Origin of the sequence: Arthrobacter sp. 754, assembly GCF_040548695.1 — a bacterium.
Taxonomy (GTDB): Bacteria; Actinomycetota; Actinomycetes; order Actinomycetales; family Micrococcaceae; genus Arthrobacter.
On record NZ_JBEPSC010000002.1, the window covers coordinates 257,084 to 278,726 of the forward strand.

Here is a 21,643-nt window from a genome sequence, read left to right on the forward strand (position 1 = left end):
GGACACCGACGTCTTTGACAGGCAAGAGGAGCAAATATGGGCTGGCTGGACCGTGAACGAACTGTTGCCCCGCCGGGATTCAACCGCTGGCTGGTGCCGCCCGCGGCGCTCGCCGTCCACCTCTGCATCGGCCAGGCCTACGCCACGAGCGTGTACAAGACGGCACTGGTCAAGCACTTCGGGGCCAGCCTGACCGAGATCGGCGTCATCTTCTCCATCGCCATCGTGATGCTCGGCCTTTCGGCCGCGATCATGGGCACCTGGGTGGACAAGAACGGGCCGCGCAAGGCGATGTTCACCTCGGCCGTGTTCTGGGCCAGCGGCTTCCTGATCGGCTCGCTCGGCATCTTCACCAACCAGCTGTGGCTCGTCTACCTTGGCTACGGGTTTGTGGGCGGCATCGGCCTGGGCATCGGCTACATCTCACCGGTTTCCACCCTGATCAAGTGGTTCCCGGACCGGCCGGGCCTGGCCACCGGCATGGCCATCATGGGCTTCGGCGGCGGCGCCCTGATCGCCAGCCCCGTCTCCACCGCACTGCTGAAGATGTACGATCCCAACTCCGGTGCCAAGGGCTGGGTGGCCAGCGGGGACTCCGTGGGCAAGCTCTTCCTGACCCTCGCCGCCGTCTACCTCGCATACATGCTCTTCGGCGCCTTCACCATCAGGGTTCCCGCCGAGGGCTGGAAGCCGGCCGGGTTTGACCAGTCCAAGGTCAAGGCCGCCACCCTCGTCACCACGGAGAACGTCTCCGCCAAGAACGCCATCAAAACCAAACAGTTCTGGCTTGTCTGGATCGCCCTGTTCTGCAACGTCACCGCGGGCATCGGCATCCTGGAACAGGCCGCGCCGATGATCCAGGACTTCTTCCGCCAGTCCGACGGCGTTTCCCTCGTCAGTGCCGCGGTGGCCTCCGGCTTCGTGGGACTGCTTTCGATCGGCAATATGTCCGGGCGGTTCGCCTGGTCCGCCACCTCCGACGTCACCGGCCGCAAGCGTATCTACATGGTGTACCTCGGTGTCGGCGCCGTGCTCTACACCGTGCTGGCCCTGGCCGGTTCCACCAGCACGGTCCTCTACGTGGCGCTTGCCTTCGTTATCATCTCCTTCTACGGCGGCGGCTTCTCGACCGTCCCGGCCTACCTGCGCGACCTCTTCGGCACGTTCCAGGTGGGCGCTATCCACGGCCGGCTCCTGACCGCCTGGTCCGCCGCCGGCATCGCCGGACCGCTGATCGTCAACGCCTTCCTGGACGCCCAGGGCAAACCCGGACAGCTGGACGCCGCGTCCTACCAGCCGGCACTGCTGACCATGGTGGGGCTGCTGGTAATCGGCTTCGTAGCCAACCTGCTGGTCAAGCCCGTCGACGCACGATTCCACGAACCCCGTACCGACCGTGGTCGGTACGAACCAGCCATGGAGGCCTGAGATGAGCACAGCACACACCCCCGGCGCGCATACGCCGGTGAAACCGTCCACCGGCAGGCTCGGCGTGGCCTGGGCCCTCGTAGGAGTGCCGCTGGCCTACGGCGTCTACGAAACCCTGACCCGGGTGGCGGCGCTGTTCGGCTGAGCCAATACGCCCGAACGGCCGCGTGCCGCCGTCGTGAATTCACGACGGCGGCACGCACTTTTCCCGCTCCGGGCCGGGACGGGGCAGTCGCCCGACAACCGCGGCTGATCCGGTCAGACCATCCAGCGCCACCAGCGTGGCCGCTCCGGTTCCGGCGTCGGTTCAGGCTCAGGCTCCTCGCCCAGGGCCAGCGCGGCCTCGACGATGTCGTCCCCGGTGAGCGTCATGACGGCCTCACGATCGAGCGCGTCGAGGCTTTGTTCCTCGTCGCGCGACAGCCGCAGCGCCTGACGGTTGAGCGCCTGCTCGAACAGCGTGCGGGCGAACCGCGCGTTGCCGGAGTCCTCGCCCGCGTGGAGCCCGGTGAAGATGCGGCGCAGCATCTGGTCCGCACCCGGCTCCAGAATGTACTCGTGCTGGGCCAGCATCCGGTGGAAGATCATCTGGAGTGCGTCGACGGAGTAGTCCGGGAACGTGATCTCGCGGGCGAACCGGGAGCGCAGCCCGGGGTTCGAGAGCAAGAAGGACTCCATCAGCCGCGGGTACCCGGCCACGATCACCACCAGGCGGTGGCGGTGGTCCTCCATCCGCTTGAGCAGGACCTCGATCGCCTCGGGGCCGAAGTCCATCCGGCCGTCCTCCGGGGCCAGCGCGTAGGCCTCGTCGATGAACAGGACGCCGTCCAGCGCACGCCGGATCACCCTGTCCGTCTTGATGGCGGTCGTGCCGACGTACTGCCCCACCAGGCCCGAACGGTCCACCTCCACCAGGTGGCCTTTTTGCAGCAGACCGACCGCGCGGTACATCTCGGCCAGGAGCCGCGCCACGGTGGTCTTGCCCGTGCCCGGGTTTCCGAGGAACACCAGATGCTGTGATGTGGCCACCTCCGGCAGGCCGTGCGCCTTACGGCGGGCCTGGACCTGGAGCAGTGCGACGAGCGCCCGCACCTGTTCCTTTACTGTCTCCAGTCCGACCAGCGCGTCGAGCTCGGCCTGCACCTCGGATAGCGGCCGGGCCGGCCCGGGCCTCGCAGCAACGAGATCGCCCACCAGGTCGTCCACGCGCTCCGAACCGGGCAGCTTGATCTGATCGGCCAGACGGCCGATGGTTTCGCGCAGCTCCTCGAGCGGATTGCGGCTGGCAGCCATGCATCCACTGTAGTACTCGATTCCCGACCGGGATGGGGCTGGCCTCACCATTTCCGCGGTACAGGCCCTCAGGCGGCGGCATCTGGCAACCGCCCGCTAAAGTCATGAAATGACCACTGACGCTCTTCGGCCTGTCTATTTCCTCTCGGACAGCACCGGCATCACGGCGGAAACGCTGGGCAACACGTTGCTGACGCAGTTCCCCGGGAACAATTTCGACCGCATCACCATCCCGTTCATCACCACCGTTGAGCAGGCCCGGTCCGTTGTGGGGATCATCGACGGCGTCGCAGCCACCGGCCCCACGCCGCTTGTCTTTTCGACGGCGGTCAGCAGCGAGATCCGGCAGACCCTCTCGGCCTGCCAGGGGATCATCGTTGACCTCATCGGGACGTACGTGGACCAGCTGGAGCAGGCGCTGGGCAGCCACGCCAGCGGGGAACCCGGGCGGGCGCACGGCCTGGGGAACGCCGAGCGCTACCAGTCCCGGATGGCCGCCGTCGAGTATGCCATGGAGCACGACGACGGCCAGAGCCTGCGTGCCCTGGAGAAGGCGCAGGTCATCCTGGTGGCCCCGTCCCGCTGCGGGAAGACCCCAACCACCATGTACCTGGCGCTGCAGCACGGGATCTTCGCCGCGAACTTCCCGCTGGTGGAGGAGGACTTCGAACGGGAAGGGCTGCCCAAGTCGCTGAAGCCGTTCGTGTCGAAATGTTTCGGCCTGACCACCAACCCGCTGCGGCTGAGCCAGGTCCGGACCGAGCGGCGCCGGGGCTCACCCTACGCCTCGCTGCGGCAGTGCGGATTCGAGCTGCGCAGCGCGGAGCGGCTCTACGAATTACACGGGATTCCCTACCTGAACTCGGCCAGCGTGTCCGTTGAGGAGATGGCGGCCACCATCCTGCAGAGGATGAACCTCAAGCATTAGGGAAAACTTTCACAAACTGGGTGTGGCGCATCTCATGTGGCGCGCCTCCCCCCGGCCTGTCAATGTGGAGGGGATTTGTGTCCTCACGCGGTCACCGCCGTGAGCAGGGCCCCTGCACGCACCCTCTGCAAAGGAGCAGTAACTATGGCAACAGACATCCTGTGGTTCTCGGAACTCGGACTCAAGGACCTGGACCGCGTGGGCGGCAAGAACGCCTCGCTCGGGGAGATGGTGCAGAACCTGACCTCCGCCGGCGTCCAGGTGCCGGACGGGTTCGCCACCACCGCGGATGCCTACCGCAGCTTCCTGGCCGATTCCGGCCTGGACCAGCGGATCGTCGACAGGCTGGTGGGCCTGGACACCGACGACGTGACGGCCCTGGCCGCTGCCGGCCAGGAGATCCGGACCCTGATCCGCGAGACGCCCTTCCTGCCGGACTTCGAAGCGCAGCTCCGGGACGCCTACCGGGAACTGGTGGAAAAGCACGGCGGCACCGACGACCTCTCCTGGGCCGTGCGCTCGAGCGCGACGGCGGAAGACCTCCCGGACGCCTCCTTCGCCGGGCAGCAGGAAACCTTCCTGAACGTCCGCGGGATCGAGAACATCCTGGCCGCCATCAAGGATGTGTTCGCGTCGCTCTACAACGACCGCGCCATCGCCTACCGGGTCCACCACAAGTTCGAGCACGCCGACGTGGCACTCTCCGCCGGCATCCAGCGGATGGTGCGCTCCGACGTCGGGGCCTCCGGTGTCATGTTCACCATGGACACCGAATCGGGGTTCCAGGACGCCGTGTTCGTCACCTCCTCCTACGGCCTCGGCGAGGCCGTGGTCCAGGGCGCCGTGAACCCGGATGAGTTCTATGTCTACAAGCCGGCGCTGCAGGCCGGCCGCCCCGCCATCCTCAAGCGGGGCCTGGGGGAGAAGGCCCTGCAGATGACCTACACGGACAACCAGGAGATCGGCCGCACGATCGACTTCGTCCCGGTGGAGGCGTCCCTGCGGAACCGCTTCAGCCTCAGCGACGAGGACGTGGAGCAGCTGGCCCGGCACGCCGTGGCCATCGAGAACCATTACGGCCGTCCCATGGACATCGAATGGGGCAAGGACGGGATCGACGGCGGCCTGTACATCCTGCAGGCACGCCCGGAGACGGTGCAGTCCCGCCGCGCTCCCGGCAGCCAGAGCCGCTTCCGCCTCAACGAGACCGGCCCGGTCCTGGCCGAGGGCCGCGCGATCGGCCAGCGCATCGGCGCCGGCAGCGTCCGCATCCTCACCGCCATCGACCAGATGGCCGCGTTCCAGACCGGCGACGTCCTGGTGGCCGACATGACGGACCCGGACTGGGAACCGATCATGAAGCGCGCCTCCGCCATCGTCACCAACCGCGGCGGCCGGACCTGCCACGCGGCCATCATCGCCCGCGAACTGGGGATCCCCGCCGTCGTCGGTACCGGTTCCGCCACGGACTCACTGTCCGACGGAGTTGAGGTCACCGTCTCCTGCGCCGACGGCGAGACAGGAACCATTTACGCGGGCCTGCTGGACTTCACCGTGGAGGAAACCGGGATCACCAAGATGCCCGATGCGCCGGTCAAAGTGATGATGAACGTGGGCACCCCGGAGCAGGCGTTCACGTTCGCCCAGCTGCCCAACCACGGTGTGGGGCTGGCCCGGCTCGAGTTCATCATCAACCGGCAGATCGGCATCCACCCCAAGGCCCTGCTGAACCTGGACACCGAACCCGCGAACGTCCAGGCGCAGATCCGGGAGCGGATCGCCGCCTACGCCAGCCCGCGGGACTACTACATCAAGCGCCTGGCCGAAGGGGTGTCCACCATCGCCGCCGCGTTCGCGCCCGAGCCGGTGATTGTGCGCATGTCCGACTTCAAGTCCAACGAGTACGCCAACCTCCTGGGCGGACCGGCGTACGAGCCGCACGAGGAGAACCCGATGCTGGGCTTCCGCGGCGCGTCACGCTACCTGGAGCCGTCCTTCCGGGACTGCTTCGACCTTGAGTGCGAGGCCCTGTCCTTCGTCCGCAACGAGATGGGCCTGACCAACGTCAAGCTGATGATCCCGTTCGTGCGGACCCTGGACGAGGCCCGCGGCGTCATCGAGCTGCTGGCCGAGAACGGGCTTCGGCGCGGCGAGAACGGCCTGGAAGTGATCATGATGTGCGAGCTGCCGTCCAACGCGCTGCTGGCCAACGAGTTCCTGGACCACTTTGACGGGTTCTCCATCGGCTCCAACGACATGACCCAGCTGGCGCTCGGCCTGGATCGGGACTCGGCGATCGTGTCCGCAGGGTTCGATGAGCGCGACCCCGCGGTCAAGAAACTCCTCAGCATGGCCATCAAGGCCTGCAAGGCGCGCGGCAAGTACGTGGGCATCTGCGGCCAGGGCCCCAGCGACCACCCGGACCTCGCCGAGTGGCTGGTGGAGGAAGGCATCGAGTCGGTCTCCCTGAACCCGGACACCGTGGTGGACACCTGGCTGCGGCTCGCGGGTGTTGCGGCTGAGGCTGAAGGCCAGGCCGCTGCTGTGGCGCACTAAGCGCCTTTGACCCGCTGAGCTGCGTGCCGCCGTCGGGAATCCCGACGGCGGCACGCTTTACTGCGCCTTCGACAGCGTCAATATCCCGTAGCGCATCGCACCGGTGCGGTAGGCCAGGATCAGGCGGGGAATGCTCAGAACGAAGATGCGGTTGCGTGCGCCAAGGGCGAGGCGGCGGGTCTGCCGGTCGGCGAGCAGGGCCTTCACCAGCAGACGGGCGCAGATGGTCCATGTCCGCGCGACGCGGTGGCTGACATCCTCATAGCCATTGACCGTAAAGCCCGCCGCCCTGGCCATCGCCTCATACTCCTCGCGCGTGCCCATCGAGGGCAGGCGCCCTTCGCGGCAGATCGGCTCGAGCAGGTGGCGGACCTTCCAGCCGCTGGCATCAGTCTCGGCCAGCCACGCGCAGACCACGAAGCGGCCGCCGGGCGCGAGGACTCGATGCGCCTCGGCGAAGAACCTGGGCTTGTCCACCATGTGCTCGCTGGACTCGATCGCCCATGCAGCACTGGCCGAGGCGTCGGGCAGCCCGTTGACGAGCCAGTCGCGGAGATGGATGTCCACGCCGGGTGCGGGGTGCGCTGCGGCGTAGCGGGCCTGCTCAGCGGAAAGCGTGAAGCCGGTGACGCTGACCCCGCGTGTCAGTGCGAGCTGCCTTGCGGTGGAGCCATAGCCGCAGCCGATGTCCACGCACGCCTCGCCGGGCATCAGGCGAAGCCGGTCGTCGACCGTGTCCACCAGCGCCTCGACGGCTTCGGCGGGCGTCTCGCGGCCCGTCGTCCATAGCCCGTGATGGACATGCTCGCCCCACACCCGCCGGTAAATCGGATCGAGCTCGTCGTAGTGATCCGCAACCGCTACGGCGTTCTGGGAAATGTTGGGGACGATCACGCCATCACGTTATACGCCGATCCATGCCATCGGAAGCACCCCTGTATCCTGACAAGGTAGGTTCAAGGGCTCCAGCGGCCCGTATCCGAGCCCCAATATCTTGGAACGGAACCTCTATCAGCAGCGAATCACCAGCCCCCGCGGGAATCCCGACGCCGGACCCCAAGGCCCCGAGCACCGCTGCGGTGGACGGGCCCGCCGTCGTGACCTGGATCGAGGGTGGCGAGAGCCGGGCCGCGCGGTGGCGTTCGGCGAACGGCAGGCCTGCCCCGACACGCGTCGAAGTGGTCTCCGACTCCCTCACGGCCGATGAAGCGTACCGGATGGCGTCACAGGGGATCGCGATGCTCTGGCACGGTGACTTCCACAACGCGCGGCAGATCCTCAACGCGCTGGACCGCCGGGTGGGCGCCGGAAAGAAGATTGCAGGAACTCCGGCCGAGAAGTTTTACCGGCACCGCCAGTCGCGCTCGCACCGTGCACGTATTCTCGGCCTGCTGCTGATTCCGCTTGATCCGGGACCGGTGGTGCCACTGCGCCGCGCACCGGATATCCGGGAAGCCGCCGCCGAAGCGTACGGTGACATCGGCGAATCCTCCGTGGTGTCCCTGCTTGAGCTTGTCGGGGCAATCGGGGCCCACGAGTGGCGGCGGAACGGCGTCTACGTCGATGCCCTCCAGGGCCGCATCCATCCGCATTACGGCACGTTCTTCCCCACCAGGAGCGAGTATGTGGATCTCGTGGCGGCCGCTGCGCTGCCCTCTGACACGCTGGCGTTCGACGTCGGAACCGGCACCGGGGTGCTCGCTGCCGTCCTCGCCCGCCGTGGCGTCCGCCGCGTGATCGCGACTGACAATGAACCGCGTGCCATCGCCTGCGCCGCTGAAAATTTCCGGAACCTCGGTGTCCAGGACCGTGCTGAGGCTGTCCTGACCGACATGTTCCCGCCCGGACGGGCGCCGCTGATCGTGTGCAACCCGCCCTGGATTCCGGCCACGCCCCATTCCAGCCTGGACAACGCCGTCTACGACCCCGGGAGCAGGATGCTGTTCCGCTTCCTGAACGAACTCCCAGACCATCTGGAGCCTGGCGGTGAGGGCTGGCTTGTCCTTTCGGACCTCGCCGAGCACCTTGGCCTGCGGTCGCGTGAGGACCTGCTGGCCGCCATTGAGGCGGCCGGGCTGAAGGTGGTGGAACGGCTCGACACCAAGCCAACGCATCCGAAGGCATCGGACCGAGAGGATCCTCTGTTCGCGGCGCGCACGGCCGAGGTCACGTCGTTGTGGCGGCTTGTGCCCCGATAGACACAAGAGAGATGTGCCACACCAGGCCCGGCTGCGGGGCCAGGGACGGGACCGCTACTTGGGGGCGACCCCGTACTCGGTCAGGCCGTTCCTGATCGCGAACAAGGTGGCACCCACGCGGTTGGTTGCACCGATCTTGGTGTAGATGTGCTCCACGTGGTTGCGGACGGTCTTCCGGGCAAGAAACAGACTGGCGGCGATCTCGGCCGGAGTCATTCCGCGGCACAGCATGCCGAGGATTTCCACTTCCCGCGGGGTGAGTCCCGCCGCGGCAGCATGCGGACGGCGGGGCTGCTGGCCGGCGGCCACGAGCACGGCCTCCACGGCTTCGGTGCCGAGCCTCCCGGCCGAAACCTCCTGCCGGAGCCTGGCGGCCGCATCAGCCGGGGTGAGCGCTGGCCGGTGCGGGCGCGGCTCCAGGGAGACATGGTAGGAGTCCGCGGCCGCCAGGATCCGCTGCTTTATCCCCAGCTCCGTTCCGCCGATCCCTCGTGGGTAGCCGGACCCGTCGAGCCGCTCGTGGTGTGAGCCGGCGAGGGCGGCCTCGCCCTTGAGTCCGGGAACGCGGCTGAGGATCCGCTCTCCCAGGAACGGATGCATGCGGATACGTTCCAGCTCCAGCCCGGAGAGGGGTTCCTTCTTGTCCCACACCTGGTTGGACACGCCCAGCCGGCCCAGATCGTGAACCCAGCCTGCGCGGCGGAGCTCCGTGACGTCGTCGGCCGGCAGCCCATGCTCCTCGCCCGCGGCGGCTGCAAGGGCCGCTACTGCGCGGGAGTGTCCTGCCGTGTAGGGAGACTTCAGGTCTGCGAAGTCGCCGATCGCGCGCAGCACCGCATCCAGCTGGCCGCCTGTCAGGGGAGCGTCAGTGGGGGCCAGGTCAAGGGCCGCCTGCCAGCAGTCAACGTCGAGGAGGCCCTCGGTGAGTGCCTCGGCCTGGTCGATGAACAGCCCGGCCAGTGCCGGATCGAACTGGCTGCCGCGGCGCGCCCGCACCATGGCCACCGCACCGGCCACGCCTTCCCTCCGCAGGAAGACCTCCGCCGTGTCCGCGAGATGCATGATCCGCATCTCCAGCGGAATTTCCGGCCCCGCCACACCCTCCGGCAGGCCCTTGCCGTCCCACCGCTCGAAGGTGTGGGTGAGCAGTCCTGCCACGCCGTCGTCGAGCCCTACACTGCTGGCCAGGACCCCGGCGGAGACGCAGTGCGAGGCAATCATGGTCCGCACCGCCCCGCTGCCCGTCGCCGCGAAACGCGTCCACTGGGCAACACGGGCCAGCGGCGGGAGGCCGGCGCCGGCGTGGCTGAACATGCCGGCGTACATGGGCAGGCCGTGCTGGTCGCGGTTGTAGTAGTCGGCGCGGAAGGCGATATCGTCCGTGAACAGCGCGGCGAGTTCAAAGGAATCCGCGTGGCAGCCGATCCAGGCCAGCTGGTTGGCGTAGTAGATCCTGCCCTGGCCGGCGGCGTCAACGCCCGCGGCCCCGGCGATCCGTAACGCCAGCAGGGACGCACGCAGCATGTGCTCCATCGGCTGCCCCAGTCCCAGGTCAATGGCGAGCGAGATTGCGGCCAGGACTTCGCTGCGGCGGGGGTCAGCCGATGACTGCTTCACACCTGCCATTCTAGGAAGCCGCCAGCCAAGGCAGTAGGGACCGCGCCGGCCGTTATGCCGCCTGGTTCTTCCCGGTCCGTGCCTGGACAAGATCTGGCCCGGCGGCATGGGCCGTGGACGGGAACCTGACGCCCACCTGCGCTCCGAACAGTCCACGTTGCGGAAGCCAGAAGTCCGCCAGGTGGTCCTGTACCGGCAGTGCACCCGGAACCCCCGCGTCCTCACCCCTGATGGTGGCCTGGGAATCGGTCACGAGCCACAACTGCCGCGGCTGGGCCTGGAACGTCTGGCCGTTGGGCACCACACCCGAGACCTTCATCCTGCCCGCGCCGAGCAGCGGACCGGCGAATGCTCCCATGGCCCGGAGCACCAGCTCGTTTCGCCACAGGCTCTCCGGCATCCGCACTGCCATCGCGGTCAGCATCGTTGTGGCCGCGGATGCGCCCAGCTGCAGACGCCAGTCCACAACGCCCGGAACCGTGATCACGGCGGTGAACGGCCCGCTCCACTGGATGTCGACGTCGGTCTCTACCGTGTGGTGGACGGCTGTCCCGAAGTAGCGGGCGCAGCTGAACTCGGGCGCAGCGTTGGCATAGATGGTCCACTCGCCGCCGGGCGTGCGGTGCCAGACGGAGCGGTAGCCGGGGCCAACGGAGTTCACCGGGAAATCCCGGAAGGCCAGGTAATGGCCGCTGGTAAAAGGCAGGCCCAAGACGGCGTAGCCGGCGAAATGCTCGGCAGCGTCCTCGGGAAGGTCGGCAAGTTTCGGTGTTGCCTCTGCTGATGACTGCGGCTGGTAGATGGTCATGGCCGCCTCCTTTTCTCGATGACCCGAGCCTATGACCGGGCCGCAGCAAGGGCATGAGGCAACTGCCCCATTTTTCTCGGCTGGCCGGGCGGCAGCTGGTGCAGGCCCGTTTCCGGTGCGGTCATGCGGTCGGGGATGAACGAATGTCCGGGGGTGGCTCCTCCGCGGTTGAGGGCCGGGGGTCTGCGAAGAGGCCGATCAGTCCGTCCACTTCCCTCGTTGCTGCGGCCGGGTGCCGGAAATGCTGGTGGGGTTCAATGGCATAGCGGGTCCGTCGTCCGTCCCGGCTGCGGTGCACATATCCGCCGTCATCGAGATCCTTGAGAATCTGCAGGGTTGCGCGTGGAGTGATCCCGACCTTCGCGGCGATGTCGTTCACGCGGGCGTCAGGGTCTGCTGCCACCGCCAGCAGGACATGCCCGTGATTCGTGAGAAACGTCCAGGTTGGGCGTGAAGGTATTGGCGGTGCTGGAGGATGCGGTGGCCTCGGTCCCTCTGCCGAACCGGGTGGTGGGATTGTCATGGTTTCTCCTTGCTGATGGCTGCGATGGTAGCGGCATCATTCCTGACGGGAGCAGGCGCCCCCGCCCCGTCAAGTATCAGTGCCGCCACCGGGCGGACCGCTTCATCTTTCACGTGCGTCACTCTTTGTAGGTGAGTGCGGATCCGCGTCTGATTTCCCGGCATCGCCCTGTTGGGGTGTTGAGGTGGCTTTCGTCCCACGGCGTCTGCACCATAGTGGTTCCAGGGCCGCGATTTCCGCAGGTGTTGCGGTTCCGAAGGGGGAGTGCGCCGGGCCCTCGGGAGCCCTGCGTTCTTGGCCGCGGGTGGCCCAGAGGCTGAGGCCGATGGACGCCCCGAGGATGGTGGCGATGACGGCCAGAGACAGTGGGGTGGGGATGTAGTAGATATCGATTTTGAGGAGCATTTTGATGCCGACCCAGATCAGCACGAGCGCCAGTCCGATCTTGAGGTAAATGAAGCGGTGGATCATGTCAGCGAGCAGGAAGTACATCGCCCGCAGGCCCAGGATGGCGAAGGCGTTGGCGGTGAAGACCAGGAACACTTCGTCGGTGACGGCGAAGATCGCCGGGATGGAGTCCACGGCGAAGATGATGTCCGTGACCTCGATGAGGACCAGTACCGCGAGCAACGGGGTGGCAAGCAAGACACCGTTTTTGCGGATCAGGAAATGCTGGCCGTGGAAGTCGTCCGTCATGGGCACGCGTTGGCGGAAGAGTTTCAGCGCCCGGGACTTTTCCGGGTCAAGCATGTCGTTTCGGTGGCGGATCATCCGGTAGCCGGTGATGAGCAGGAACGCCGCGAAGATGTACAGCACCCACCCGGCGCCGGCGATGATGGCGGAGCCCGCAGCGATAAAGACGCCTCGGAAGATCAGGGCGCCCAAGACCCCGAAGAACAGCACCCGGTGCTGGTATTCGCGGGGGACGGCGAAGTACGTGAAGATGATCGCCCAGATGAACACGTTGTCCACGGCCAGGGATTTCTCGATCAGGTAGCCAGCGAAGTATTGCTGGCCAAACTCCGCTCCATAGACCTGCCATATCAGGACGCCGAAGCCGACACCGAAGGCGAGCCAGACTGCAGACCACAGTGCCGCTTCCCGCACACCGATCACGTGGGCCTTGCGGTGGGCAAAAAGGTCAACAGCCAGCATCAGGACAATGACGGCTAGAACGGCCAACCAGGCCCAGAAAGGAACATTCATCAGGGAGCACCCGCTTCCAGTCAGTTCAAACCAACTGGAGGTCTTTCCCGGTCCCGAAGGACCTGTCCCGCCGGGCCGCACAGGGTCGGCCGTAGTGACGACGGGACATTCAGGGGATACTCCCCTCCGCACAATTAGTGAAACATACTTCACCTATTGTGGCAACGGGTGCTTCCGACTGGTGGGTGACAACATCATTGAGACACCGGGCCGGTGAGCTAAACAGCTTTCAAACGGCCGGCCAGTTCGCGGCGCCCGGTCCGTCGAACAATGCGCTGGTGCTGCTCTGGGGCACCACCACGTGGACGGCGTTGCGCTGGATGGTGAAATCGGTCGGGGTGGTGGTGGCGATCTCGCCGTCGAGGTTCACCGGCAGCGGTGGCTCGGTAACTACCCGGACGCTTCGGCTGGTCAGGTGGTAGACCCGATCGTGTTTGATGAAGCTTCCGTCCTTGAGCAGCCGTGCGATACTCACGTGCTCCCGGAGCGGCCCCGCCACAATGGCATAGATGTCGAGAGTGTGATCGTCGATCCCTGCTGTGGGGGAGACCGTGTTGCCGCCGCCGTAGTGCCGGCCATTGCCGACGGCCACCTGAAGCAGGTCCTCAAGCTCCAGTGCCTCGTGGTCGCCGTCCGGGAACTCGAGACGGGCCCGGAACGGCTTGTGCCGGGCATAAGCGCGCACTGTAGCAAGGCTGTACGCCAATGGGCCGATGTACCGCTTCAGGCGGGGGCTCAGGGCCTCCGTCACAGCCACCGAGAGGCCCACGGACGCAACGTTGAGGAAGGGCTGACCGTTGGCCCGGCCGAGGTCGATGTCCACCACCTTCCCGTCTGAGATCGCTGCGCACGCTTCGGCAAGATCGCTCGGGATCTCCAGCGTGCGGGCGAAGTCGTTGGCGGTGCCCAGCGGAAGAACGCCGAGAACGACGTCGGTGCCGGCTACCCGGCCGGCGGCGTAGGACACCGTCCCGTCGCCACCGCCGACAACCACGAGGTCGTGCCCGTCTGCAATCACCCGATCCAGCGTCCCGGCCAAGTCTGCCCCTGACAACACGTGGTGCACGGCGGCGATAGGCACGCCCGCCTTTCGCAGGGTGTCTACCGCAAGTTGGTGCGCCGCGCCTCGGCGTGATCCGGCGTTGATCACAACGGCGGCGGAGCGGGCGTCGCGGGCAGCTTTCATGTGGGCCATGTTAGGCGGCGGACCTGTGGGTTACCTATGGCGCCGGCTCAAGATCCGTTCCGTTCGTCCTGCTCCGTGCCATCGTCGTTCGTCTGAGGTATGTCTGTTGGTCACCTTGGCGGCATAGGTTGAACGCACCGTCGGCAGTACGCCATATTTTTGCTGCCAAGGAGTCACATGTTTACGAGACGCCCATTCACCGCTGCTGCCACTGCTGCCGTTCTCGGCAGCCTCGCCATTGGTTTCGGCGGGGCTCCGGCAGCCGCCGAGCCCCGAAAGGACCACACTGTTGACCTGCGGGTCGCCAGGAGGCGCGGACCGTTGCCGAGGTCATCCAGCGCGCGGACCCCGACGTCATCCTGCTCAATGAGTTCGACTATGTGCCGAACATGCGTGCCGCTGACCTGTTCCGCGAGAACTACCTGGCGATCGGGCAGGGCGGGGCTGAGCCCGTTGACTACCCCTACGCCTACGTAGCGCCGTCGAATACCGGGATCCCCAGCGGATTCGACCTCAACAACAACGGCATCGTCGCCGGCGGCGACGATGCCTTCGGCTTCGGCGCATTCGAGGGCCAATACGGCATGGCCATCCTGTCGAAGTACCCCATCGACACGGAGAACGTGAGGACGTTCCAGAACTTCCTGTGGAAAGACATGCCAGGGGCGCTTCTGCCGGACAACCCGGCGACGCCCGAACCGGCCGACTGGTTTTCCCCGGAGGAGCTCGAGGTGGTGCGCCTGTCGAGCAAGTCGCACTGGGATGTGCCGGTGAAGGTGGGCGGCGAAACGTTGCACGTGCTCGCCTCGCACCCCACGCCGCCAACCTTTGATGGCCCTGAGGACCGGAATGGACGCCGCAACCACGATGAGATCCGGTTCTGGGCCGACTACGTCACCCCGGATAAATCTACGTACATCGTGGACGATGAGGGCACGGAGCGCGGGCTCCGGCCGAGCGAACCGTTCGTCATCGTCGGTGACCAGAACGCCGATCCGTTCGACGGCGACTCCGTGGAGGCCGCGGTCAACCAGCTCCTGGACTCTAAGCGGATTACCGACCCATTGCCGGCCTCCGAGGGTGCCGTGGAAGCGGCTGCCCTGCAGGGCGGAGCCAACGCCACCCATGAAGGTGATCCCCGGTACGACACCGCCGACTTCGGCGACACCGCGCCGGGAAACCTGAGGGCTGACTACGTGTTGCCCTCCCGCGGGACTCCGGTGCTCGGTTCCGGGGTGTTCTGGCCGACCCAGGCTGACACTCTCTCCCGGCTGACGGGCGTCTATCCGTTCCCCAGCAGCGACCACCGTCTCGTCTGGGTGGACATGCAGGTACGCGGCTGACCAACCCCTGTGTTTGGACCAGTTCAGATGTGGGGTGCGGGCCTTCATCCCCAGGTGGCAGCGAACCATTGACTGTCGATTCCATGGGTCTAGCATGATGCGCATCAGGACATTTCAAGGAGGAGATGTGTGATGTCACGTGCCGAAGTAGAGCAGCTTGATGACCGTGGGATGGCGGCCTGGGACCAGCATGATACGGCGGCTTTCGCCGACCTGCTGGCCGATGATTTCACCTTTACCGATGTGATGGCCCCCGAACCGTTCCGCACCCGGGAACAGGTCCAGGCCTACATGGACACCTGGTTCATGGCCTTTCCGGACATGCGCATCAAGGCCACTCGACGGGTGGTCAGTGATGATGAGGTGGCTGCGGAAGTGGAGTTCACCGGCACCAACACGGGGCCGATGAGGATGGGGGACCAGGAAATTCCGGCCACGGGCAAATCCGTGGTGGGAACAGGGACCTATTTCGCGTCCATCAGCGACGGGAAGATCACCTCGTTCCGCGCCCATCCGGACGCCGCCGCGCTGATGGGACAGCTGGGGCTGATGCCCGGGATGTGACGCGGCCTCAGCACGCCCAAGCCAGAGTATCTTGCAGATTAGTCGATGCTGGCAGACGCGGGGCCCCGTCACTCTGCGTTGAGTGTGGCCTGAAGAAGCCGGTCGAAACTGGCGGTTCCATAATCGGGTGCAGTGGCCGTGACAATGATTCTTGTTGTCCCGACCCTGTCATCCGTTCGAGCGATCGCTGCTATGCGCTCCCCACCCCGGCTGTCGCTGACTACGCCTAAATTTAGGCCTGATACGCCGTTGACGGGCAATGGAATTTCCACTTCGTTATCCCGCAGAGCCGCCAGATCTTTCACCGACAGCCCTGTATTCGAGTTGTCCGTGAGCTCACTCATCACGTCGTTCACATCTGCCATGAGGTCACTCACAAACGCGTGTTGGGGCCGAGGCCGTCGCGCAAACCTGATCAGCACTATGACTAAGCCGATAAACGCCAGTACCATCACCACCCTCAGGAAAAATCCGAGGAAGCAGAGGAGGACGAAGGCGATAATGGCAGCCCACAGCCGCTTCCCACGGAATGGGGCAAAGGCGTTCACGGGTTTGGGATTGCTTCTCCCATCCCATTGGGCAGAAGTGAAACTCCTGATGACGACCTTGTTGGAATGGGTCTGTGTCACCGTCATTTCCCCTTCAGCTCAAGGAGCGCTTCGGCCAGGACAATGGCCCGACGGGCTTCGTTGAGGTCATCGCGAAGGCCCGGGTCGGATGATGCGGCGCTCGCTCCTTGGGGTGTCCCGGTAACACCTGCCATTGCCTTGCCGAGATTCTCGCGATCACGCATCATCATGCGGGACGAATGGAGTTTGATCTTGCTTCTGTCCAAATCGAGAAGCGACTTGTTGATTTCAGCTATGTGACCATTGACGGTAGATTTTTTCTCTTCGACGCGTTGACTGCGGAGCAGGAACATGGATTTCATCTCGAGGGCAATTTCATGGAGCTCCCGCAGCGAGTTTGCCTTGTCCGGAGAAATCGTTTCGCTTGCAACTAACCCGCTAAGTTTGATGCGTCGTTCTTCCCAGAGTTTCAGGCCGTGCACGTTCTGGTTGAACAGCACGGTGACTAATTCAAGTGTTCGGTTCAGTACGTCGCGGCGGGCCTGCAGATTGGTCGAGGCGGCACTGAGTTGCCTGATAAATTGCACATAATTGTCCGTGAGTTCCGGTGCTTGATTGCTCCGTTTCATGAGGCGAAAGCCTCCTTTCCGTGCATCCAGAGCATTGGTCATCAAAGTACTGCGCGGTCTCTACCTTGGTGAGGGCGGCAACTACTTCGTTACGTGAACTACTACCGCCTTGTCGACGGCCTGCTCCACCCCGGCATTGTCTATCCCGGTGACCGTCCAGTTGCTGAGCAGCAGAACGGTCTTGCCGGTGTCGGAGTTGTAGACGACTTTCTTGAAGCCTAGAGCCGAGAGGTCGTCGTCGAGTGCCTCGGCGTTCATTCCGACAACGTTGCCGGGAATCACCGCCGTCGTTGGAACAGCAGCAACTGGCGTCGGGGCTGCCACCACAACGGGCGCAATAGGCTCTGCTGTGACTGTCGCGATGGCCGTCACGGTGGCGGTGGCTGTCTGCGTGACGGTCTGTGTAACAGCCGGAACTGATTGCGGCGATCCTGCAGCACAGCTCGAAAGGGTCAGACACACGAGTGCGCCGCTGATAAGAGTTGTTGTGAGCTTCAAGCTATTTCCCCCCGGTGAATTCACGTCAGCAAGGCTGAATGCTTTATCGAGCCTGCCTGATGAACCAATTCTTCACGTGGACAACGTGCGTACAAGTGCATTTTCCGAATGCTCGGTGAAATTTGCGTCGACCTTGAGCAGGTCTTGATTAGATCTGCGAGACGGCTATATTCCGCAGTACCGCCGCAGCATCATAATTACCAACGGTAAGGGGGACGATCACGCGGCCTCACCGCGCTCAGGTGCGTCAGGAACGGCGGCACTATGGCGACGAAGGGAGCCGGGCGCTTAGGAAGAACCCCCGGTTCCTGGGCCCCCATTCGATGCTTCCCCCGGCGACTTCCACCCTCTCCTTGAGCCCCAGGAGCCCGTAGCCCGACGTACCGTCAAGATGGTTCTCGGGCCTGCCGCCGCCGTCGTCGGAAATGTTGAGGGTCAGCGTACGGGGTTCCCAACGAAGATCGATGAGCGCGTTCGTTCCGGATCCGGCGTGCTTGGAGATGTTGGTCAGGGACTCCTGCACAACGCGGTACGCAGCGTGGCCTACGCTGGGGTCAAGCTTTCCAGCCTGCCCGGATGCCCTCACGTCCACCTGCACTCCCGCTGAACGGACAGGCTCGATCAGCCCATGAATGTCGCCCAGCGTCGGCAGCGGGCTTTGCTGTTCTTCGTCCGCCGTTCCACCGTGAGGCTTCAGCAGGCCCAGAAGGCGGGCAAGTTCCTGCGCCGCCTCAGTGCCAACGGACTCGATGACCTCCAGAGCCTGGGCGGCCCGCCGGGGATCGGAATCTATCACTTTGCGTCCACCGGCGGCGTGCAGCGTCATCACGGTGACGGCGTGGGAGACGATGTCGTGCAGTTCGGCGGCGATGTGGGCGCGTTCCCGGGCCACGGCCGCTTCAGCTTTGCGCCGCTCCTCTTCCAGCGAGCTGATGCGAAGACGGTTTCGTGCCACAAAGCGGCCGAATGCCCAGGCCCCGCCCAGCCACACGGCTCCGGTCCCGATGAACCACAGATCCTCATCCAAGGGCCTGCCGGGCGAAGTAACCAGGACAGGAAGGGCGATGGCGGTGATGCAGGCTGTCAGGGACTGCCGCAGCGGCTGATCGGATGCCACCGCCGCCAGCGCCACCAGGACAGCCGTTATTGGCATGTAAGGGACGCGGTAAACCTCCGAGAAGGTGAAGTAGTTCGGAGTGAGGAAGACTACGAAGATCGCCTGATGCAGCAAGAGTCCGGCGAAAACCATCATGGGGGCGCGGTGCCTCCACAGCAGTGGAACAAACCCCGCCGCCACGTAAACAATAGCCGCCACGGCCAGGACTCCCGAGAGCGAGCCGGAGGTAGCCGGAAAGAAGCTGGCGAGCTCGAGGGCAAATGCCAGCAGCACGACGGTGAAATCTGCCCTGGTGAAGCGGTGTGACCTTTTCACCTCAGGCCCAGAGTGTGGCACCTTGATCATGGAATATTTTTGGACCACTGCGCACCTCACACGGGTTACCAGTCAAAGGCTGTGCCTATGTCCCTAGTGTGCGCCCGGGCACGGCTACCGTCATCCATCCTTCGTTTGAGTGATGGCATACATCCCCGGGTGGACTATTGCGGTAGGCGGGGGTCCCAGGCCGGAATGCTCAGCCACGCCCGTCCGGCCTGACGAGGCCCAGACGGTAGGCCGCCGCCACAGCCTGCGCCCGGTCCGCCACCCCAAGTTTCATGAGGATCCGGTGCACGTGCGTTTTCACGGTCGCCTCACTGAGAAAAAGGGCTGCGGCGACATCGGAGTTACTCATTCCGCGGGCAATCGAGGCGAGCACTTCACGTTCACGGCGTGTCAGCTCATCCAACTCTGCAGGGGTGGGGAGAAAAGGCTCCGGTCTGTTGGAAAATTCCTCGAGGAGCTTGCGGGTGACATTCGGGTCAAGCCAGCCCGCTCCCTCGGCTAGGGCGCGGATGGCGGATGCCAGGATGCGTGGCGCCGAGTTCTTGAGGATGAAGCCGGAGGCGCCGGCACGCAGGGCGGCGTGGACAGCCTCGTCTTCGTTGAAGGTAGTCAGGATGAGCACCGGTATCGCTTCCCTGCGGCCGGCGTTGAAGTCTTCGGACGTCAGGATGCGGGTGGCCGCGACGCCGTCCATGACTGGCATCCGGATATCCATCACCACGACGTCGGGCTGCAGCCCGGCGACCACTTCAACGCCGGCGCGGCCGTCACCGGCCTCCCCGACGACCACCATGTCCGGCTCGGACTCCAGCAGCAGAGCCAGGCCTGCCCTGATCAGCGCTTCGTCATCGACAAGGACCACACGGACGCGGCCGTCGGTCTCACCGGCCGTCACAGCCGGCACGCCTGCCGCCCCGGGCTCACCGCTTCGTGTGCCATCCATGAGTGGACAATATCCATCCCCGCGCTGAAAAGCCACGGCCAAAATGAGCCCGGGGGACCGGGCGTGCTACGTCGTGGGATGTAGCTGGTGAGCGCGCAGAACCCCCTGCCGATGTACACGGGAATGGCTACCGGGGGCCGACGCGCCACATACGTTCCGGGATCAACACTGATGGCTATCAACTCCATGAAAAAGCAGGTCATGGACGAGAAAAACCAAGGAGCCACCGATGGCCCGGAAATCCAGACAACGAACAGCATGGCTGACCATCACCATCATCTTCAGCCTTGGCCTCATGGGGACGGCGTCCTCCGGGAGCGCACGGGAAAGCGCAGTACCTCCAACGTCAACGTGCTGGCGGAACCACCCAGGTCAACAGAATGCTGCGGTCATACCGCTGAAAGGCTCACCGGAACTCTGGAAGTTCCGTTTCATCATCGACAGGTGAGCCGGCATAGGTCCGGCCCATCCACACCAAAAGAAAGGAACCATCATGAAGAACCGTCCAGACCCAGCAAATGGAATCCAATCCGGGGGCCACGGAGGCTCGGTGCAGCCGGGGCCGCGACGGGCCATGACCGCCGTGGACCGGGTCGGAGCCTTCAGCGGAGCAGCCTACGTGCTGCTGGCTAACATCGGAAGCGCGCTGGTGGGTGAGGGTTCTGCCCGTGGGGAATCGCCCGGACAGCTGATACTGGATGAGCAACAGAGAATCGCCGAGAACCCGTGGGCTCGCGTGGCGTTTGCCATGTTGATCCTGGCTCAGCTGGCCTTGATAATGTTCGTTGGCTACCTGTACACGCGGCTGCGGAACGCCGGCTGGCTTGCGGCCACTGCGCTCGTTGGAGGGATCGCCGCGATCATGGCGTATCTCGTCTCCCTAACGATGGTGATTGCCGTGTTCGTCCTCCGGGAAGACATGTCACCAGAGCTGGCCAGAGCCCTGATGGACGTTGATGGAGCCGGGCACCTGGTGCAACTTCTGCCCTTGGGTGTATTTGCGCTGTTCGCTTCCGCCGCGGCTCTGGTGACCGGCGCGCTCGGACGGGTGCTGAGTTGGGCCGGCATGGCGATCGGCACGACGAGCATTGCCGTGCTCGCCGCAACCGGCCTTCCCGCCAACGAGGATTTCTTCGTCTGGCCCTTCCTGCTCGTGGTGCTGTGGATGGCTGTGATCAGCCTGCGCTGGGGCTTCGCCCGCAACCACCCAAGGGTGCGGGCCGCCGCACTCAGCCCGGCAAACCCCGTCACCAACTAGGACCAGTGACATGTCCAAGGGAGCCAGCAGCGGGCTGCCATGGCCTCCCGCAGCATGTTTCGTCAGTCTTCTGCCTTGCTGCATGGTGCTGTGCCTGGATCTTTATCCAGGCACCACCTGCATGGATCACGTGTCCTCGGCCGTCGGCCTTTTCGCTGCGGGAACCCTTCTGGTTTTGAAACCATTACCTGCCCGGGCGCTGCCCTCCACCCTGCCGGAGGAACACCGAGAGCATGTGAAGTATGCGCTCCGCTCGGGAGTCCTGCCACTGGCCAGTCTGTTCAGTGACTGGCGCGATGAACTCGCACAACGCCGGAGGGCGTACTCGCTGGCCATCCGGGCCCTGCCGGCCGGGACAGCGCTGGTCATCGTCATCGATGGCTACGGGATCCTCCGTGATCCCGCTGGGTCCCTCTTTTTCCTCTGCTGCGCCGTGGCCACCGCAATATTGGGTGTTGCGGTGTTTGCAATCTCAGCGGTCCGGCTGACGAACATTGACGCCGTGGAGCGCAAGCTGCGCGAACAGATCCGCCTACTGGATGCGCGTCTCTGACCCATGTGAACGCACATGGGGGAGGCTCCGGTGGCCACTCCTGATTCCACTGTTGCCACCGTGCGGCAGCGGCAGGATGATCGGAGTGTTGGGCTGCTGCCG

The 21,643-nt window shown here is 65.0% G+C and carries 20 protein-coding genes and 1 pseudogene; 9 read left to right on the forward strand and 12 right to left on the reverse strand.

All coding sequences use genetic code 11. The features are described 5' to 3' along the window. Window positions 1–36: 36 nt before the first annotated feature. Window positions 37–1,428, forward strand: a complete 1,392-nt coding sequence (locus tag ABIA70_RS06755; protein ID WP_354146824.1) for an OFA family MFS transporter — start codon at window positions 37–39, stop codon at window positions 1,426–1,428. A gap of 1 nt (window position 1,429) precedes the next feature. Continuing rightward, window positions 1,430–1,573 (forward strand): MFS transporter small subunit, encoded by a 144-nt coding sequence (locus tag ABIA70_RS06760; protein WP_354146825.1) that lies wholly within the window; start codon window positions 1,430–1,432, stop codon window positions 1,571–1,573. A gap of 113 nt (window positions 1,574–1,686) precedes the next feature. Here the strand turns inward: ABIA70_RS06760 and ABIA70_RS06765 are convergent, their stop codons facing one another. Continuing rightward, on the reverse strand, window positions 1,687–2,721 hold the full coding sequence (locus tag ABIA70_RS06765; RefSeq protein ID WP_354146826.1) for an AAA family ATPase: 1,035 nt from the start codon (window positions 2,719–2,721) through the stop codon (window positions 1,687–1,689). Window positions 2,722–2,830: 109 nt separating this feature from the next. On the opposite strand from ABIA70_RS06765, the gene ABIA70_RS06770 reads away from it, so the two are divergent. Both ABIA70_RS06770 and ppsA read left to right on the forward strand, forming a co-directional pair. Beyond that, on the forward strand, window positions 2,831–3,649 hold the full coding sequence (locus ABIA70_RS06770) for a pyruvate, water dikinase regulatory protein (RefSeq protein WP_354146827.1): 819 nt from the start codon (window positions 2,831–2,833) through the stop codon (window positions 3,647–3,649). A 144-nt stretch (window positions 3,650–3,793) separates the two neighbouring features. Next, window positions 3,794–6,205, forward strand: a complete 2,412-nt coding sequence (gene ppsA / locus ABIA70_RS06775) for a phosphoenolpyruvate synthase (protein ID WP_354146828.1) — start codon at window positions 3,794–3,796, stop codon at window positions 6,203–6,205. 57 nt (window positions 6,206–6,262) lie between these two features. Here the strand turns inward: ppsA and ABIA70_RS06780 are convergent, their stop codons facing one another. After that, entirely contained in the window at window positions 6,263–7,099 is an 837-nt protein-coding gene (locus ABIA70_RS06780) for a class I SAM-dependent methyltransferase (protein WP_354146829.1), read from the reverse strand. 203 nt (window positions 7,100–7,302) lie between these two features. On the opposite strand from ABIA70_RS06780, the gene ABIA70_RS06785 reads away from it, so the two are divergent. Continuing rightward, a complete protein-coding gene (locus ABIA70_RS06785) occupies window positions 7,303–8,403 on the forward strand; it encodes a methyltransferase (RefSeq protein WP_354146830.1) in 1,101 nt (366 codons plus the stop codon). Window positions 8,404–8,457: 54 nt separating this feature from the next. Here ABIA70_RS06785 and ABIA70_RS06790 read toward each other — a convergent pair whose 3' ends face one another. The 5 genes from ABIA70_RS06790 to ABIA70_RS06810 form a co-directional block, all read right to left on the reverse strand. Next, window positions 8,458–10,020 (reverse strand): HD domain-containing phosphohydrolase, encoded by a 1,563-nt coding sequence (locus ABIA70_RS06790; protein ID WP_354146831.1) that lies wholly within the window; start codon window positions 10,018–10,020, stop codon window positions 8,458–8,460. 52 nt (window positions 10,021–10,072) lie between these two features. After that, entirely contained in the window at window positions 10,073–10,828 is a 756-nt protein-coding gene (locus tag ABIA70_RS06795) for a hypothetical protein (protein ID WP_354146832.1), read from the reverse strand. A gap of 121 nt (window positions 10,829–10,949) precedes the next feature. After that, entirely contained in the window at window positions 10,950–11,288 is a 339-nt protein-coding gene (locus ABIA70_RS06800) for a helix-turn-helix domain-containing protein (RefSeq protein WP_354147328.1), read from the reverse strand. Between the two features lie 165 nt (window positions 11,289–11,453). Next, window positions 11,454–12,557 carry a TerC family protein gene (locus tag ABIA70_RS06805; RefSeq protein WP_354146833.1) on the reverse strand — a complete coding sequence of 368 codons (1,104 nt, stop codon included), beginning with the start codon at window positions 12,555–12,557 and terminating at the stop codon, window positions 11,454–11,456. A gap of 229 nt (window positions 12,558–12,786) precedes the next feature. Continuing rightward, the gene (locus tag ABIA70_RS06810; protein ID WP_354146834.1) at window positions 12,787–13,743 is read right to left on the reverse strand and encodes a lipid kinase; all 957 of its coding nucleotides are present in this window, start codon (window positions 13,741–13,743) and stop codon (window positions 12,787–12,789) included. 308 nt (window positions 13,744–14,051) lie between these two features. Here ABIA70_RS06810 and ABIA70_RS06815 point away from each other — a divergent pair. Both ABIA70_RS06815 and ABIA70_RS06820 read left to right on the forward strand, forming a co-directional pair. Then, window positions 14,052–15,086 (forward strand): annotated as a pseudogene (locus ABIA70_RS06815) (endonuclease/exonuclease/phosphatase family protein); the annotation flags it as partial. 132 nt (window positions 15,087–15,218) lie between these two features. Continuing rightward, entirely contained in the window at window positions 15,219–15,650 is a 432-nt protein-coding gene (locus tag ABIA70_RS06820) for an ester cyclase (RefSeq protein ID WP_354146835.1), read from the forward strand. A 68-nt stretch (window positions 15,651–15,718) separates the two neighbouring features. Here ABIA70_RS06820 and ABIA70_RS06825 read toward each other — a convergent pair whose 3' ends face one another. The 5 genes from ABIA70_RS06825 to ABIA70_RS06845 form a co-directional block, all read right to left on the reverse strand. Further along, a complete protein-coding gene (locus ABIA70_RS06825; RefSeq protein WP_354146836.1) occupies window positions 15,719–16,285 on the reverse strand; it encodes a hypothetical protein in 567 nt (188 codons plus the stop codon). Beyond that, the gene (locus ABIA70_RS06830) at window positions 16,282–16,848 is read right to left on the reverse strand and encodes a hypothetical protein (RefSeq protein ID WP_354146837.1); all 567 of its coding nucleotides are present in this window, start codon (window positions 16,846–16,848) and stop codon (window positions 16,282–16,284) included. The genes ABIA70_RS06825 and ABIA70_RS06830 overlap by 4 nt, the downstream gene beginning before the upstream one ends. Before the next feature lie 81 nt (window positions 16,849–16,929). Then, window positions 16,930–17,346, reverse strand: a complete 417-nt coding sequence (locus tag ABIA70_RS06835; protein WP_354146838.1) for a hypothetical protein — start codon at window positions 17,344–17,346, stop codon at window positions 16,930–16,932. Between the two features lie 262 nt (window positions 17,347–17,608). Next, window positions 17,609–18,778: a sensor histidine kinase gene (locus ABIA70_RS06840; protein ID WP_354146839.1), complete on the reverse strand. Its 1,170-nt coding sequence runs from the start codon at window positions 18,776–18,778 to the stop codon at window positions 17,609–17,611. Between the two features lie 199 nt (window positions 18,779–18,977). Beyond that, entirely contained in the window at window positions 18,978–19,730 is a 753-nt protein-coding gene (locus ABIA70_RS06845; protein WP_354146840.1) for a response regulator transcription factor, read from the reverse strand. A gap of 574 nt (window positions 19,731–20,304) precedes the next feature. Here ABIA70_RS06845 and ABIA70_RS06850 point away from each other — a divergent pair. Together ABIA70_RS06850 and ABIA70_RS06855 are read left to right on the forward strand one after the other, a co-directional pair. Beyond that, a complete protein-coding gene (locus tag ABIA70_RS06850; protein WP_354146841.1) occupies window positions 20,305–20,988 on the forward strand; it encodes a hypothetical protein in 684 nt (227 codons plus the stop codon). A 121-nt stretch (window positions 20,989–21,109) separates the two neighbouring features. Further along, window positions 21,110–21,541, forward strand: a complete 432-nt coding sequence (locus ABIA70_RS06855; RefSeq protein WP_354146842.1) for a hypothetical protein — start codon at window positions 21,110–21,112, stop codon at window positions 21,539–21,541. The last annotated feature ends 102 nt before the right edge of the window (window positions 21,542–21,643 follow it).